Genomic DNA, 14,621 nt, shown 5'->3' on the forward strand with positions numbered 1-14,621 from the left:
GGGCGAGGGGGCGCCCCGGGGCGCCGGGGCTGCGGGCCCGGACCGGAGGCGCGATGCCGAGACGTCGGACGCCGGGGCGGTCAGCGCGGACCCGAGGTGCGACGCCGGGGCGCCGTCTCGGTCCGCCGGGCCGGGCGTCGGCTCGGGACGGGGTGTCGGGGGATGCCGGGTGGTCATCGGAGGGTCTCCCGCGACGCCCTGCCGACGGCGGCCGTCGGCGCCGCGTCGTGGGCCGTCAGGAAGGCGGTGGTCGCGCGCGACCAGGAGAAGAGTTCGGCGCGGGCGCGGGCGGCCGTGCGGCGCTCGTCGTCCGGGCGGTCGAGGACCGTGCGGACGGCGCGGGCGAAGGAGGCCGGGTCGTCGGCGGCGCAGGCGCCGGCATCCGCGACGACCTCGGGCAGGGCGGAGGAGGCGCTGCAGACGACGGGTGTGCCGCAGGCGAGGGCTTCGAGGGCGGCGAGGCCGAAGGTCTCGGCGGGGCCCGGTGCCAGGCAGACGTCCGCCGCGGCCTGGAGGTCGGCCAGGGCCTCGGGGTCGGCGACGTGGCCGAGGAACCGCACCGGGAGCCGCTGCTCCCGGGCCCGGCGTTCCAGGGCGGCCCGCAGCGGTCCGTCGCCGGCGACGACCAGGGCGGCCCGGACGCCGAGGGCGCGCAGCTCGGCGAGGGCGTCGAGGGCGGTACCGGGCCGTTTCTCGACGGAGAGGCGGGAGCACAGCACCAGCAGCACCCGCTCGCCGTCGGCGTACCGGGCCCTCAGCACGGTGCTGCGGCGCCCCGGGCGGCAGCGGTCCAGGTCGACGCCGAGCGGCGCGCGGACGACGTTGCGCGCCCCGATCCGTACGAACTCCCGCTCCGCCCACTCCGTGGTGCAGACGATCCTGGAGTAGGCCCAGGCCGTGCGGCGGTTGAGCCGGTCGGCGGTCCGGGCCGCGACCGCGGCGGGCACGCCCCAGGTGCGGAGCACCCCGTCGGCGGTCTCGTGGGACACCATCACGGACGGCACCCGGGCCCGGCGCGCCCACTCCCCCGTCCAGCGCAGCGTGGTCCGGTCCGAGACCTCCAGGCGGTCGGGGGCCAGCCCCTCCAGGAGCCTGCGCAGCCGTCGGCGGTCGGCGAGGACGCGGTATCCCCCGGTGCCCGGCAGCTCGGGCCCGGGGAGGGTGATCACCCGGCCCTGCGCGGTCTCCTCGTCGCTCGCCACATCGCCGGGGACGACGAGCACCGGATCGTGTCCGGCGGCGCGGTAGCCGCGCCCGAGCCGGTCGAGGGCGGTGCGCAGACCGCCGGAGGTCGGCGTGACGAAGTTCGCCAGCCGGACGATCCGCAGCGGCCGGGCGCCCACCCGGCCGCCACCCGCGCCTGGCCGGGTCCGGGGCTCGGCCGTGGGTGCGATACCGGGGTCGGTACGGGGCCGTCGACCCGCTCCGAGGTCCCCCTCGGGCACCGGTACGCCCACAGGTACGGGTACGGCCCCTGCGCCGAACCCACCACCACGCGCGCGCGTGCCGCTCATGCCGCCACCGCCGTCCGCTCGCCCAGCACGTCTCCGTAATGGCCGATCAGTTCGTCGCCGACGGCTTCCCACGTGCGGCGTCCGACCGTGGCACGGGCCGCCCGGCCGTAGGCGGTGCGCAGGGCGGGGGCGGCGGCCAGCGAGACGACGGCGTCGCAGAGCCCGGCCGGGTCGTCCGGGGCGACGAGGAGACCGGTGCGGCGGTGGGCGACGAGGTCGAGGGGGCCGCCCGCGGCGGGTGCGACGACCGGGACGCCACTGGCCATGGCCTCCTGCACGGTCTGGCAGAAGGTCTCGTACGGTCCGGTGTGGGCGAACACGTCGAGCGAGGCGAAGATCCGGGCCAGGTCGGTCCCGGTGCGGCGCCCCAGGAAGAGGGCGCCGGGCAGCGCCGCCCGCAGCCCCGGCTCGCTGGGACCGTCGCCGACGACCACGACCCGTACGCCGGGCAGGGCGCACACCCCGGCGAGCAGGTCGACGCGCTTCTCGGGGGCGAGGCGCCCCACGTAGCCGACGATCGTCTCGCCGCCGGGCGCGAGCTCACGGCGCAGGGCCGGGTCGCGCTGGGCGGGCCGGAAGCGTGCGGTGTCGACGCCGCGCCGCCAGAGCCGGATCCGCCCGATGCCGTGGGCCTGGAGGTCCCGTACGGCGGCGGTGGAGGGGGCGAGGGTGCGGTCGGCCGCGCCGTGCACGGCCCGCAGCCGGCGCCAGGCGGCGGTCTCGCCCGCGCCCATGTACGTACGGGCGTATCCGGCGAGGTCGGTCTGGTAGACGGCGACGGCGGGCAGCCCGAGGCGGCCGGCGGCGCTCATCCCGCGCACGCCGAGCACGAAGGGGCTGGCCAGGTGGACGATGTCGGCCCGGTGCGCGGCGATCGCGGCGGCGACCTTGCGGCTGGGCAGGGCGACTCGTACCTGCGGGTAGCCGGGCAGGGGCAGTGACGGCACGCGGACGACGGGGCAGGGCGCGTCGGCGTCCGGTCCGGTCGCCCCCGTGGGGACGGCGGGGGCGACGACGAGGGGGTCGTGGCCGCGGCGGGCCAGGTGGTGGGCGGTCTGCACGGCGCAGTGCGCCACACCGTTGACGTCGGGCGGGAAGGACTCGGTGACGATGACGACACGCATACGGGTGTTGTCGTCGCGCTCGGCGTGTCCCCGTCAAAGTGGATCTGGACGCCGGGGGAACGTCCCATGAGCGTTTCCTCCGGGTCCCCACGCCTCCGCGCCGCCGCGCCGCCGCGACTCCCGGGTCCGCCCGGTCGCCACGACCCCGCTCGCCCGTCTCACGGAACCGCCCGCGTCCCCGTCGCCGCTCTCCGTAAGCCCGTTCGCCCTCATCCCGCGGCACCGCGCCCGCGCGCCCGCGCGCCTTCCGCGCGAAGGCCCGGGGGCGCCGCTCGCGGCAGCCCCCGGGCCGGCTCCCTCGGGGAGCGTCAGACCTGCAGGTCGAGGTCCGGTCCTATCCGGTTCCGTACGGCCGTCTGGACCTCCGCCTCCTCGGCGGGGTCGGCGGCGAGGCGGCGCAGGCGCTCGGCGACCCGGACGTCACCCGTCTCGGCGTGGAGGGCGGCGAGCTCGCGGGTGGTCTCCTCGCAGTCCCACAGGCACTCGACGGCGAAGCCGGTCGGGAAGCCGGCGTCGGTGGCGGCGAGGGCCCGGGCGGTGCGGCCGCGGAGCTGGGAGGAGGCGGTCTCGCGGTAGATGTGGCGCAGCACGGGGGCGGCGCAGGCGATGCCGAGGCGTCCGGCGCCGTCGACGAGGGGGTAGAGGGCGGGGGCGTCGGGGCCCTGGGAACGGACCGTCTCGCGGAGGGCGCCGAGGACGAGGGGGGAGTCCTGGGTGCCGCCGCGATGGGCGAGCGTTCCGGCGGCGGCCGAGCCGAGCGCGTCGGGGCGGTGGATCCAGCCGCGGGCACGGTCCACGGCGGCCTCGCCGCTCATCCGCTGGTACGCGGCGACCGCGGCGTCCGCGACGGTGCGGGAGCCGTCGGCGACGGCCCGTTCGACGAGGTCGAGGACGGCGGGGTCCTGCGTCTCGGCGAGGTAGTGCAGGGCGGCGCAGCGGGCGCCGTCGGGGCCGCCGCCGGCGGTGGCGAGGATGGTCTCGCGGTCCTCGGGTCCGGCGACGGCGACCAGGCAGCGGGCGGCGGGCCCGTGCAGTTCGGCGCCGCGCTCGTGGCCCTCCTGGGCCCAGTCGAGGACGGCCTGGACGCTCCAGCCGGGCCGGGGTCCGGTGGGGCGGAGCTGCCGCTGCCAGCGGTCGAAGGACCCCTGCTCGCGGGCGGCCCTGATCCGGGCGCCGACGGCTTCCCTGGGGTCCTCGGCCCACAGGCGCCAGGGCCGCGGCTCGAAGGCGTCGCGGACGGTGGCGGCGAGCTCGGCCTCGCCCTCGGCGGTGGCCGGGAAGCGGGCGAGGACCGGCAGCGCGAGGGCGCGCAGGCCGGTGTCGTCGTCGCGGAGCGCGAGCTCGTCCAGGGCCCAGGCCCAGTTGGTGCCGGTGGCGGCGTACCGCCGCAGGAGCACCAGGGCGTCCTGGCGGCCGTAGGAGGCCAGGTGGCCGAGGACGGAGAGCGCGAGCCCGGTCCTCGACTCCTCGGTGTCGAGGTGGTCCTCGGCACCGAAGAGGTGCGCCTCGATCTCCTCCAGACCTCCGTGGAGGTCGAGGTAGAGCCGGGCGTAGTAGAGGGAGCGGTTCTCGACCTGCCAGTCGTGGCGGGGGTCGTCGAGAACACAGTGGTTGAGGGCCGCGAGGGCCTCGGGGCGTGGCGCGGCGAGCGCGTGGAGGGTGCCGTCGCCGCGGCCCCTCTGCAGCAGACCGAGCAGGGTGCCGCTCGGCGCTATGACTGGATCGAACATGGAAGACGCCTCACATCAAGCTGTCGACACGACCGGGTGGGATCCGGGGTGAACCGGGACAGGCTCGTCGCCTAGGCCGTGCGGCAACATGTCGGGCCGCCCGTTGTCGTCCTGCGCTTGCCAGTGACCATCTTCCTCTGCCTCTCGTCGGTGGCCCCCTGCGGGCCCGACGTCATGATGACCCACCCATTTCGCCACCGCGACCACATTTACGGCGCCGCCTCACCTGGGGTTCAGCCGGTGTTCACCGAGCTCCGAAGAGTTCGAGGAGTTCCGTCTTCCCGAACATCCGCGCGGTGTCCACGGCGGACGGAGTCCCTGCTTCCGGATCTGCGCCGCCGGAGAGGAGGGCGCGGACGACGGCGTCCTCGCCCTTGAAGACGGCTCCGGCGAGCGGGGTCTGGCCGCGGTCGTTGGCGCGGTCGGCGTCGGCCCCCCGGGTCAGCAGCGCGGTGACCGCCTCGGCGTGGCCGTGGTAGGCGGCGAGCATGACGAGGGAGTCGCCCTTCTCGTTGGTGAGGTTCGCCGGGACGCCGGCGTCGAGGTAGGCGGCGAGGGTCACCGCGTCCCCCGTACGGGCCAGGTCGAAGACCTTGGAGGCCAGTTCGACGACCTCGGGGTCCGGGGTCTCGTGCTCGCTCATCGTGTGTCCTGCCTCTCCTTGCCTGTCCCGCGCACGGCGGGCGCGGCCGTACGAGTGAATCGACAGGGTACTGCCCGTCGCACGACATGAGGCGGCGCGTCCGCGGCAAGGATCACCGCAGCTCGTGACCGGACCGGTGCACTACCGCAACCCGCGCGTTTCGCCACCCGGAGATGGTCCGGGCGTCCGCTGGTCAAGTGAAATCGCCAGCTATTCACCCATATGCACCTTTTATCACATAGATACTTGCTGTGAACTTGGAAGGACTCATGGTGACTGTCCCCTCAACCAGGAGAACACCTCATGATCCTGTCCATCTCAGGCGTCGTCCTGCTCGGCATCATCTGCTTCCTGTTCTTCAAGAAGGACGGACTCAAGGCCTCGCACGCGCTCGTCTGCGCGCTCTTCGGCTTCTACCTCGCGGGCACCGCGATCGCCCCCAGCATCACCGCGGGCGGCCAGAGCCTCGCCAGCCTCTTGGGCGGGATCAAGTTCTGACGCCCTTCCCCCCTCACCACCACTCCAGGAGTACGACGTGGCCCGGCGACCACTCCCCCGCATTCTGAGCAGCGGCAGCGCACAGATCGCTCGCAGCCGAGAGATCGCGCGCACGGCCGCCGACAGCGCCACCGACGTGCTCCATCCGCTGATCACCGTCTCGCGTGGTCTGCGGAAGCTGGCCGCGACCGCGCGCGCCAAGTGGGCCGCGACCCCCAAGGAGCGGCGCGGTCCCACGCTGTTCCTGGTCGCGGCCTGCGTCCTGGTCGTCGCCCTCGTGCCGTACGGTCCGCTGCTCGCCCTCGTCACGGTGATGGGCGCGGCCGCCTGGCAGGGACGTGAGCGCCCGGTCGTCAAGACCGGGCCCGACGACGCCGAGATCGCCCGGCTCAAGGGTCTCTACGAGGCTCTGGTGCCGTATCTGTCGCTGCCCGAGGACCCCGAGCCGCTCTTCGCCCACGGCGGCGACTGGAGCGCGGCGTTCGGGGACTACGCCTTCGACGAGGACGGCCGCCTCACCCGGCTGCGGATCTCCTACCCCCCGTACTTCACCGACGGCGAGCCGGCCGCCCGGGCCCGGATCGAGCACCTGCTGCACGCCAAGTCGGGGCGTGGCCGCGAGTACCTCTTCGACTGGGACGAGGAGGGCAACCGGCTGACCATGCGCGTGCTGCCCGCGCTGCCCACCACCATCGCCGCCCAGCGCTTCGTGACGGTGCCCGGCGAGACCGTGCTGGGCTTCACCGACGCCGACGCCGTCCAGCGGACCGTGCCCGTCCGGGCGTCCGACGGCACCGAGGACGCCCCGGCCGTCGTGTGGCGCACCGGCCCCCGCTCCACCGAGCCGCACCTGCTCGCCGTCGGCCAGCCCGGCAGCGGCACCACCTCCCTGCTGCGCTCGATCGCCCTGCAGGCCCTGCCGCACGGAGACGTGCTGATCGTCGAGGGCAGCGGCACCGGCGAGTACGCCTGTCTGGTCGGCCGGGACGGCGTGCTCGCCGTCGAGTGCGGACTCTCCGGCGCGCTCACCAGCCTGGAATGGGCCGCGCACGAGACCGAGCGGCGGCTGATCGCCGCCAACCGCGCCCGGCAGGCGGGCCGGCCGGCGCCCGAGGACACCCGGCGCCCGCTGTGGATCCTGCTCGACCGGCCGAGCGTCCTCGGCCACCTGGCCGCCGCCGACGGCCGCCCCGATCCGCAGGACCTGCTCCAGGTGCCGCTGCGGCACGGGCGGGCGGCCCAGGTCACGGTCGTCGTGGCCGAGCAGTTCGACAGCGTCGAGTCGCTGAGCGAGACGGTACGCGGCCACACGCGCGCGCGTGTGGTGCTCGGCCCCGCGTCGCGCGAGCAGATCGCGGCGGTGCTGGGCGCCGAACCGCACACCACGCCGGTCCCCGACGTGCCGCCGGGCCGCGGCTACGCCCGCCTCGGCGCCGGGCCGGTGCTCCGCCTCCAGGTGCCGGCCACGCCCGACCCGTACGACGACGCGACCAGCGAGGCGCACCGGCGGGCGGTCCTGGAGCTGCTGCCGGAGCGGGAGACGGCAGTCGCCCCGGCGGTCGAGACGCCCCCGGGCCCGGCGGCCGAACCGGACCTGGACACCGACACGGCCCCGACCCACCGCAAGGAGCCGGCTCCCGCCCACCGCAAGGAGCCGGCGCCGACCCCGCTGCCCTCCCCCGTCGCCGCGGAGGGCTGAGCCCCCTCCGCGCGAGGAGACGGCCGCACCCGTGAGGGGTGCGGCCGTCTCTCTTCCCGCGGCCGGCCGTCTACGCGACGAAGGACCGAGGCCCGTCGACGCCCCCGCCCGCGCCGGACTCCACCAGGCGGGCCGCGGCGGCGAGGCGGACGGCGGCCTCCTCGGCGACCGGGCCGCCGACCGTGAACGGGAGCCGCACGTAGCCCTCGAAGGCACCGTCCACCCCGAAGCGCGGGCCCGAGGGGACCCGGACGCCGACGCGCTCGCCGACCTCGGCGATGCGGGAGCCCGAGAGGCCGCCGGTGCGCACCCACAGGGTCAGGCCGCCGCGCGGGACCTCGAACTCCCAGTCGGGCAGCTCCCTGCGGACCGCGGCGACCAGGGCGTCGCGGTTCTCCCTGGCCTGGGCGCGGCGCAGCGCGACGGCCTCCTCCCAGCCGCCGGTGCGCATCAGCCAGTGGACGCCGAGCTGCTCCAGGACGGGGGTGCCGAGGTCGGCGTAGGCGCGGGCGGCGACGAGGGAGCGGATGACGTCGGGCGAGGCGCGCACCCAGCCGATCCGCATGCCCGCCCAGAACGCCTTGCTGGCCGAGCCGACGGTGATGACGGTGGCGCCGGCCGGGTCGAAGGCGCAGACCCGCCGGGGCATCCGCAGGTCCTCGTCGAGGAACAGCTCGGTCATGGTCTCGTCGACCACCAGGACCGTGCCGGCGGACCGGGCCGCCTCCACCAGCTGCCGCCGCTGGTCCTCGTCGGCGAGGGCGCCGGTGGGGTTGTGGAAGTCGGCGACGACGTACGCGAGGCGGGGTGCCGCGTCGCGCAGCACCTGGCGCCAGCGGGCGAGGTCCCAGCCGCGCAGGCCCTCGGCCATGGCGACGGGCACGAGCCGGGCGCCGGCCTCGCGCATCAGCTGGAGGATGTTGGCGTACGAGGGGGACTCGACGGCGATCCGCTCCCCGCGGCCCGCGAAGAGGTGGCAGATGGCGTCGATGGCGCCCATGGCGCCGGTGGTGACCATGATCTGCTCGGGCATGGTGGGGATGCCGCGCTCGGTGTAGCGGTCGGCGAGCATCTGCCGCAGCGCGGGCAGTCCGGCCGGGTAGTCGCCGTGCGTGTGGGCGTACGGCGGCAGTTCCTCCAGGGCGCCCTGGATGCCCCGGGTGAGCCAGGGCTCGGGCGCGGGCAGCGCCGCGCAGCCGAGGTCGATCATGGAGCCGAGCGACTCCGGAGGCAGCGGTTCGAGGCCGCGGGCGGGCAGCGGGTTGCCGGCCGGGACGGCGGTCCAGCTGCCGGCGCCGCGCCGAGACTCCAGGAAGCCTTCCGCGCGCAGCGCCTCGTAGGCCGCGGCGACGGTGGTGCGGCTGACGGTGAGGGCGAGGGCCAGCTCGCGTTCGGCGGGCAGCCGGGCGGCGACCGGGACGCGGCCCTCCAGGACCAGCAGGCGGATGCCGTCGGCGAGGGCGCGGTAGGCGGGCGGCTTGCGGGCGCCGGGCACGGCGGGCCGCGGCTGCTGGGCCTTGAGCTGCCGGGCGAGCTGGGCCGGCCCCACGGCCGAAGTCCACTGGGCCATGGAAATCAGTCCACCTTCCGCGAATTGGCCATGGTTGGGTTGTCGTCTCCCGCCACAGAGTGTCATGAACCAGTCCACCGACACCAGCCCAGGCCGGTCCACCCGACCGGCCGTCCCCCAGGGAGGCACTCCTTTGTCCATCGCCTCCGGCCTCCGCGGCCGGCACCTGACGCGCCGTCTCGTCCAGCTCTACGCCGGGCTCGCGCTGTACGGCATCAGCTCGGCGCTCCTGGTACGCGGCGGGCTCGGCCTGGAACCCTGGGGCGTGCTGCACCAGGGCCTCGCCGAGCGGACGGGGCTGAGCATCGGCGTCGTGTCGATCGTCGTCGGGGCGGTCGTGCTCCTGCTGTGGATCCCGATCCGGCAGAAGCCGGGCCTGGGCACCGTCTCCAACGTCTTCGTCATCGGTCTCGCGATGGACGGCACCCTGGCCCTGGTGCCGGAGACGAGCGGACTGCCGGCCGGAATCGCGCTGATGGTGCTCGGCATCGTGCTCAACGGCATGGCCACCGGCCTCTACATCGCGGCCCGCTTCGGCCCCGGCCCGCGCGACGGCCTGATGACGGGCCTGCACCGGCTGACGGGCCGGTCGATCCGGTTGGTCCGCACGGCGATCGAGGTGGCGGTCGTGGCCACGGGCTTCCTGCTCGGCGGCTCGGTGGGGGTCGGCACCGTCCTGTACGCGCTGTCGATCGGTCCGCTGGCGCAGTTCTTCCTGCGGTGGTTCGCCGTCCCGGAGACGGATCGTGGATCCGATGTCCCGGTGATGGGATCCGATGTCCAGGATCCTGGATCCCCTATTCATGATCGTGGATCCAACATTCAGCATTCCGGATCCGATCCCGTCGCCCCCGCGACACCCCGGCAGGCCATACTGCGGCGGTGACTCGCGTACCCCACCGCCACCCCTACCTCGACCACCCGGCCCCCATCCCCTTCGCCCATCGCGGCGGCACGGCGGACGGCCTGGAGAACACGGCGGCCGCCTTCCGGCGGGCCGCCGCGGCCGGTTACCGCTATTTCGAGACGGACGTGCACACGACCGCGGACGGAGTCCTCGTCGCCTTCCACGACGCGACGCTCGACCGGGTCACCGACGCCCGCGGCCGGATCCGGGACCTGCCGTGGGCGGCGGTCCGGGAGGCGCGGGTGGCCGGGAAGGAGCCGCTGCCGCTGTTCGCGGACCTGCTGGCGGAGTTCCCGGAGGCCCGCTGGAACGTGGATCTGAAGACCGAGTCGGCGCTCGCGCCGCTGCTCGACGCGATCCGCGAGGCCGGGGCCTGGGACCGTGTGTGCGTGAGCTCCTTCACCGAGGCCCGGGTGGCGCGGGCCCGGAAGCTCGCCGGGGAACGCCTCGCCACCTCGTACGGCGTGAAGGGCGTGGTCGGGCTGCGGCTGCGCTCGCTCGGCGTGCCGGCGGCGCTGCGCGCGGGCGCGGTGGCGGCCCAGGTTCCGGAGCGTCAGGCCGGCATCCCGGTGGTGGACCGGCGCTTCGTGCGCGCGGCGCACGCGCGCGGGCTGCAGGTGCACGTGTGGACCGTGAACGATCCGGCGCGGATGAACGCCCTCCTCGATCTGGGCGTGGATGGCATCATGACCGATCATCTGGAGACGCTGCGCGAGGTGCTCACCGACCGGGGGCTGTGGGTCTGAGGCCCGGGGCCGAGCGCGCGTCCCGTCAACGGGGACGAACGAGGGGGCGCGGGCGTGACGGCCGACACCACGGAGCCGGAGGGGCGGACCGCCGACCCCGCCGGGCGCAGACGCGAACAGCGCGGCTGGTACTTCTACGACTTCGCGTGCTCGGTGTACTCCACGAGCGTCCTGACCGTGTTCCTCGGGCCGTACCTGACCTCGGTCGCCAAGGCGGCGGCGGACCCGGAGGGGTTCGTGCACCCGCTGGGCATCCCGGTCCGGGCGGGCTCGCTCTTCGCGTACTCCGTCTCGGCCTCGCTGGTGGTGGCGGTGCTCGCCATGCCGCTGGCGGGTGCGGCGGCCGACCGGACGGGCCGCAAGAAGCCGTTGCTGGCGGTGGCGGCGTATCTGGGCGCGGCCGCGACGACGGGGATGTTCTTCCTGGAGGGTCAGCGCTATCTCCTCGGCGCGTTCCTGCTGATCGTGGCGAACGCCTCCTTCGCGGTGGCGATGGCGCTGTACAACGCCTACCTGCCGCAGATCGCGGAGCCGGACGAGCGGGACGCGGTCTCCTCGCGCGGCTGGGCGTTCGGGTACACCTCGGGGGCGCTGGTCCTGGTCCTGAACCTGGTGCTGTACTCCGGGCACGAGTCCTTCGGACTCACGGAGGGCACGGCGGTGCGGATCTGTCTGGCGTCGGCGGGCCTGTGGTGGGGCGTGTTCGCGCTGGTGCCGCTGCGGCGGCTGCGGGACCGCCCCGTGCTCCCGGCCCCGGCGAAGAGCGGGACCGGCGGCCGAGAGAGGGACGGCGGGGAGGCCGTCGAAGAGGGTGCCGTCGGCGGCTGGCGGCAGCTGGTGGCGACGCTCAAGGACATGCGCCGGCATCCGCTGACGCTGTCGTTCCTGCTCGCGTACCTGGTCTACAACGACGGGGTGCAGACGGTGATCTCCCAGGCGTCGATCTACGGCTCCGAGGAGCTGGGTCTGGACCAGACGACGCTGATCACGGCCGTGCTGCTGGTGCAGGTCCTCGCGGTGGCGGGGGCGCTCGGGATGGGCCGGATGGCCCGGACGTACGGGGCGAAGCGGACGATCCTGGGGTCGCTCGCGGTGTGGACGGCGATCCTGGCCGCCGGCTACTTCCTGCCGGCCGGCGCTCCGGTGTTCTTCTACTGCCTGGCGGCGGCGATCGGCCTGGTCCTGGGCGGCAGCCAGGCGCTGTCGCGGTCGCTGTTCTCCCATCTGGTGCCGCGCGGCAAGGAGGCGGAGTACTTCTCGGCGTACGAGATGAGCGACCGGGGGCTGAGCTGGCTGGGCCCGTTGGTGTTCGGTCTCGCGTATCAGCTGACGGGGAGCTACCGGGATGCCATCATCTCCCTGGTGATCTTCTTCGCCGCCGGTTTCGTCCTGCTCGCGAGGGTCCCGGTACGGCGCGCGGTGGCCGCGGCGGGAAACCCCGTACCCGACCGGATTTAGACGCGGGAGTGAAAGGGCGGTAGTGTACGCGTTTGGCCTGCCAGGCGGACCGTTACTGCGCGCTGTCTTGGTGAAGGCGTTGAGTGACATCTGCTGCCAGATGTGACAAAACGGGCACTGGTGGGTACAACAAGGGGCGGCACGACGGGCGACGCATGACCCGGAACGGGAATCTTTACCGCCGACCGGACGTTGACCGGATGACGACGACAGCGACACCTGTCCTGTGGGCGACAAGCCCGGGAGGCACGATTCATGAGTGAGCGAGCTCTTCGCGGCACGCGCCTCGTGGTGACCAGCTACGAGACCGACCGCGGCATCGATCTGGCCCCGCGCCAGGCGGTGGAGTACGCATGCGAGAAGGGACATCGTTTTGAGATGCCCTTCTCGGTCGAGGCGGAGATTCCGCCGGAGTGGGAGTGCAAGGTCTGCGGAAGCCAGGCGCTCCTGGTGGACGGGGACGGCCCCGAGGAGAAGAAGGGCAAGCCGGCGCGTACGCACTGGGACATGCTCATGGAGCGGCGTACCCGCGAGGAGCTGGAGGAGGTCCTGGCCGAGAGGCTGGCGGTCCTTCGGTCCGGCGCCATGAACATCGCCGTGCATCCGCGCGACAGCCGCAAGTCCGCCTGACGCGACCGTCCGCCCGGCGGACGGCAGCACGGCCCGACAGTACGAACAAACGCCGCGGGGCCCGGTACACGATCCGTGTACCGGGCCCCGCGGCGTCGTCGTACGGTGCGGGCGCCGACGCGCCCCACGCGCCCGCCGCGCTACGGCGTGAGGGGCGGGCGCCGGTCCTCGGGCCGCTCAGGCCGCTGAGGCGCGTCCTCGCGGATGACCTCACCCTGCACGACCTTCCCGTCCGGCCGGTGAATGCGGGCCTGCTGGAAGGCGTCCTGGAGGCTTCCGTGCGGGGCGGCGCCCATCCGGCGCTCCACCGCCTTCTCCGCGTACCGCCCGACGGCCGCACGCACCGGCGGCACGAGCAGCAGCAGGCCGGCCGCGTCGGAGATCAGGCCGGGGAGCATCAGGAGCAGCCCGCCGAGCATCAGGAAGCCGTTGCGGTCCTCCGCCCCGGTCCGCTCGGCGGCCGTGGGCGCCTCGCCGCGCAGCGCCGCCTCCTGGGCGCGCTGGAAGGTCCCGGTGAGGTTGGCGAAGGCCCGCCGCCCGGCCCGCTTGATGACGGCGGCACCGAGCACGGCGCCGCCGAGGAGCAGCAGGAAGACGGTCGGGCCGCCCGCCGCGTCCGCCACGACGGTGAGCAGCCAGATCTCCAGGACCAGCCACGCGGCGAGGCCCAGCGGAAGGAACGTACGCGCGCGGGAGCGCTTGGGGGCGAGGGGAGGCGGTGCGCCGGTCGTCATGCCCCCCAGTGTGCCTGGCGGCCCGCAGGAACGTCATAAAGGCGGGATCAGGTACGAGGGGCAGCGCGCCACCGGCGGGAGAGCGCCGGTGCGACCGGCCGAGCGAGCCGGTGCGCTCCACGCGCGAGGGCCGGTGCGGCCAGCCGCCCGAGAGCACAGGCTCGCTCCACGCGCGAGGGCCGTGCGGCCGGCCCCGAAGCGCCGGTGCGCCCAGCCCGCCGAGTCGGCCCGCTCAGCCCGAAAGCGCCCTCCTCGCTCGGCCCGAGCGAGCCGGTGCGCTCAGCCCGACCAAGCCTGCACGGCCAGCCCGAGCGAGCCGGCACGGCCCGCCCCACGAGCGCCCCTGCGGTCAGTGCGAGGGCTTGCGCCCGAGCAGTTTGCCGACCTTCTGCGCCCGGGCCGTCAGACCCCAGCCGGTGACCCGCCACAGTGCCTCGACGAGGATGTCGCGGCTCATCTTGGAGTCGCCGATCTCGCGCTCCACGAAGGTGATGGGCACCTCGACCACGTGGAAGCCGGCGGCGACCGCGCGGCGGGCGAGGTCGACCTGGAAGCAGTAGCCGGCCGAGGCGACGTCGTCGAGGCCGAGGCCCTCCAGGGTCTCCTTGCGGAAGGCCCGGTAGCCGCCGGTGACGTCGCGGATCGGGACGTCGAGCATGAGGCGCGAGTAGAGGCTGCCGCCGCGGGAGATGAACTCCCGGGACTTCGGCCAGTTCACGATCCGGCCGCCGGGCACCCAGCGGGAGCCGAGCACCAGGTCCGCGCCCTTGAGGGCGGTGAGCAGCCGCGGCAGCTCCTCGGGCTGGTGGGAGCCGTCGGCGTCCATTTCGACCAGCACGTCGTAGCCGTGCTCCATGCCCCAGCGGAAGCCCGCGAGATAGGCGGCGCCGAGGCCCTCCTTGCCCTTGCGGTGCAGCACGTGGACGTGGTCGTCCTCGGCGGCGAGCTCGTCGGCGAACTTGCCCGTGCCGTCGGGGCTGTTGTCGTCGGCGACGAGGATGTGCGCCTCGGGTACGGCCTCCCGTACCCGCGAGACGATCGGCTTGATGTTCTCCGCCTCGTTGTACGTGGGGATGATCACCAAGGCCTTGCCGAGCGGGCCGTAACGCCTCTGGCCACCGTCGTTCACTACTGCCCCTTCGGATACATACGCGAGCCCCCACCATAGCGAGCCCCGCGCACGGGGTGCGGGATCGGGGCCCGGCGTCCTTCGGGCCGACCCGGGACCCGCTGGCTGCGGATCGACTCCAGGCCGTTGTCTACTGAACACCGGGGCCCCACCCGGGTCGCACCCTCCGCCGGAAAAACCTTCCCTCGCCCCCGAGGCGCGGGCGGCGTTCGGTGCCTGCGTGGAGGTTTGAAACCGGT

General features: G+C 74.5%; 13 protein-coding genes. 6 read left to right on the plus strand and 7 right to left on the minus strand.

The window, feature by feature from the left end; genetic code table 11:
* Positions 1-173 precede the first annotated feature (173 nt).
* The 4 genes from ABTZ91_RS13590 to ABTZ91_RS13605 all read right to left on the minus strand — a co-directional run bounded on the left by ABTZ91_RS13590 (position 174) and on the right by ABTZ91_RS13605 (position 5,011).
* Complete coding sequence (locus ABTZ91_RS13590; protein WP_352077311.1) at positions 174-1,343, minus strand: glycosyltransferase; 1,170 nt, start codon at positions 1,341-1,343, stop codon at positions 174-176.
* Positions 1,344-1,510: 167 nt separating this feature from the next.
* Entirely contained in the window at positions 1,511-2,638 is a 1,128-nt protein-coding gene (locus ABTZ91_RS13595; protein WP_352077312.1) for a glycosyltransferase family 1 protein, read from the minus strand.
* Between the two features lie 308 nt (positions 2,639-2,946).
* Positions 2,947-4,368, minus strand: coding sequence for a HEAT repeat domain-containing protein (locus tag ABTZ91_RS13600; protein WP_352077313.1), 1,422 nt, complete (start codon positions 4,366-4,368; stop codon positions 2,947-2,949).
* Between the two features lie 244 nt (positions 4,369-4,612).
* Positions 4,613-5,011: an ankyrin repeat domain-containing protein gene (locus ABTZ91_RS13605; RefSeq protein WP_352077314.1), complete on the minus strand. Its 399-nt coding sequence runs from the start codon at positions 5,009-5,011 to the stop codon at positions 4,613-4,615.
* A 303-nt stretch (positions 5,012-5,314) separates the two neighbouring features.
* Here ABTZ91_RS13605 and ABTZ91_RS13610 point away from each other — a divergent pair, with 303 nt between their 5' ends.
* Both ABTZ91_RS13610 and ABTZ91_RS13615 read left to right on the plus strand, forming a co-directional pair.
* Positions 5,315-5,509 (plus strand): hypothetical protein, encoded by a 195-nt coding sequence (locus tag ABTZ91_RS13610; protein ID WP_128976945.1) that lies wholly within the window; start codon positions 5,315-5,317, stop codon positions 5,507-5,509.
* A gap of 37 nt (positions 5,510-5,546) precedes the next feature.
* On the plus strand, positions 5,547-7,208 hold the full coding sequence (locus ABTZ91_RS13615; RefSeq protein WP_352077315.1) for a hypothetical protein: 1,662 nt from the start codon (positions 5,547-5,549) through the stop codon (positions 7,206-7,208).
* 70 nt (positions 7,209-7,278) lie between these two features.
* On the opposite strand, the gene ABTZ91_RS13620 is transcribed toward ABTZ91_RS13615, so the two are convergent.
* Positions 7,279-8,778, minus strand: a complete 1,500-nt coding sequence (locus ABTZ91_RS13620; RefSeq protein ID WP_352077316.1) for a PLP-dependent aminotransferase family protein — start codon at positions 8,776-8,778, stop codon at positions 7,279-7,281.
* A 133-nt stretch (positions 8,779-8,911) separates the two neighbouring features.
* On the opposite strand from ABTZ91_RS13620, the gene ABTZ91_RS13625 reads away from it, so the two are divergent.
* From ABTZ91_RS13625 to ABTZ91_RS13640, 4 genes are all read left to right on the plus strand, one after another.
* On the plus strand, positions 8,912-9,664 hold the full coding sequence (locus ABTZ91_RS13625) for a hypothetical protein (RefSeq protein WP_352077317.1): 753 nt from the start codon (positions 8,912-8,914) through the stop codon (positions 9,662-9,664).
* Positions 9,661-10,431: a glycerophosphodiester phosphodiesterase gene (locus ABTZ91_RS13630; RefSeq protein WP_352077318.1), complete on the plus strand. Its 771-nt coding sequence runs from the start codon at positions 9,661-9,663 to the stop codon at positions 10,429-10,431. Before ABTZ91_RS13625 ends, ABTZ91_RS13630 begins: the two co-directional genes overlap by 4 nt.
* Before the next feature lie 54 nt (positions 10,432-10,485).
* Positions 10,486-11,889, plus strand: a complete 1,404-nt coding sequence (locus tag ABTZ91_RS13635; protein ID WP_352077319.1) for an MFS transporter — start codon at positions 10,486-10,488, stop codon at positions 11,887-11,889.
* A gap of 255 nt (positions 11,890-12,144) precedes the next feature.
* Positions 12,145-12,519: an RNA polymerase-binding protein RbpA gene (locus tag ABTZ91_RS13640; protein ID WP_026278069.1), complete on the plus strand. Its 375-nt coding sequence runs from the start codon at positions 12,145-12,147 to the stop codon at positions 12,517-12,519.
* Between the two features lie 140 nt (positions 12,520-12,659).
* On the opposite strand, the gene fxsA is transcribed toward ABTZ91_RS13640, so the two are convergent.
* The gene (gene fxsA, locus ABTZ91_RS13645) at positions 12,660-13,253 is read right to left on the minus strand and encodes an FxsA family membrane protein (protein ID WP_352077320.1); all 594 of its coding nucleotides are present in this window, start codon (positions 13,251-13,253) and stop codon (positions 12,660-12,662) included.
* 349 nt (positions 13,254-13,602) lie between these two features.
* Complete coding sequence (locus tag ABTZ91_RS13650) at positions 13,603-14,382, minus strand: polyprenol monophosphomannose synthase (protein ID WP_352077321.1); 780 nt, start codon at positions 14,380-14,382, stop codon at positions 13,603-13,605.
* Between the last annotated feature and the right edge of the window lie 239 nt (positions 14,383-14,621).

Source organism: Streptomyces sp. NPDC126499 (assembly GCF_040302485.1).
Taxonomy (GTDB): domain Bacteria; phylum Actinomycetota; class Actinomycetes; order Streptomycetales; family Streptomycetaceae; genus Streptomyces.

What these genes read in the sequence shown, in the direction of transcription:
- ABTZ91_RS13595 (WP_352077312.1), bottom strand. Translation starts at nt 2,638, where the DNA reads ATGCGTGTCGTCATCGTCACCGAGTCCTTCCCGCCCGACGTCAACGGT.
- ABTZ91_RS13600 (WP_352077313.1), bottom strand. Translation starts at nt 4,368, where the DNA reads ATGTTCGATCCAGTCATAGCGCCGAGCGGCACCCTGCTCGGTCTGCTG.
- ABTZ91_RS13605 (WP_352077314.1), bottom strand. Translation starts at nt 5,011, where the DNA reads ATGAGCGAGCACGAGACCCCGGACCCCGAGGTCGTCGAACTGGCCTCC.
- ABTZ91_RS13610 (WP_128976945.1), top strand. Translation starts at nt 5,315, where the DNA reads ATGATCCTGTCCATCTCAGGCGTCGTCCTGCTCGGCATCATCTGCTTC.
- ABTZ91_RS13620 (WP_352077316.1), bottom strand. Translation starts at nt 8,778, where the DNA reads ATGGCCCAGTGGACTTCGGCCGTGGGGCCGGCCCAGCTCGCCCGGCAG.
- ABTZ91_RS13640 (WP_026278069.1), top strand. Translation starts at nt 12,145, where the DNA reads ATGAGTGAGCGAGCTCTTCGCGGCACGCGCCTCGTGGTGACCAGCTAC.
- fxsA (WP_352077320.1), bottom strand. Translation starts at nt 13,253, where the DNA reads ATGACGACCGGCGCACCGCCTCCCCTCGCCCCCAAGCGCTCCCGCGCG.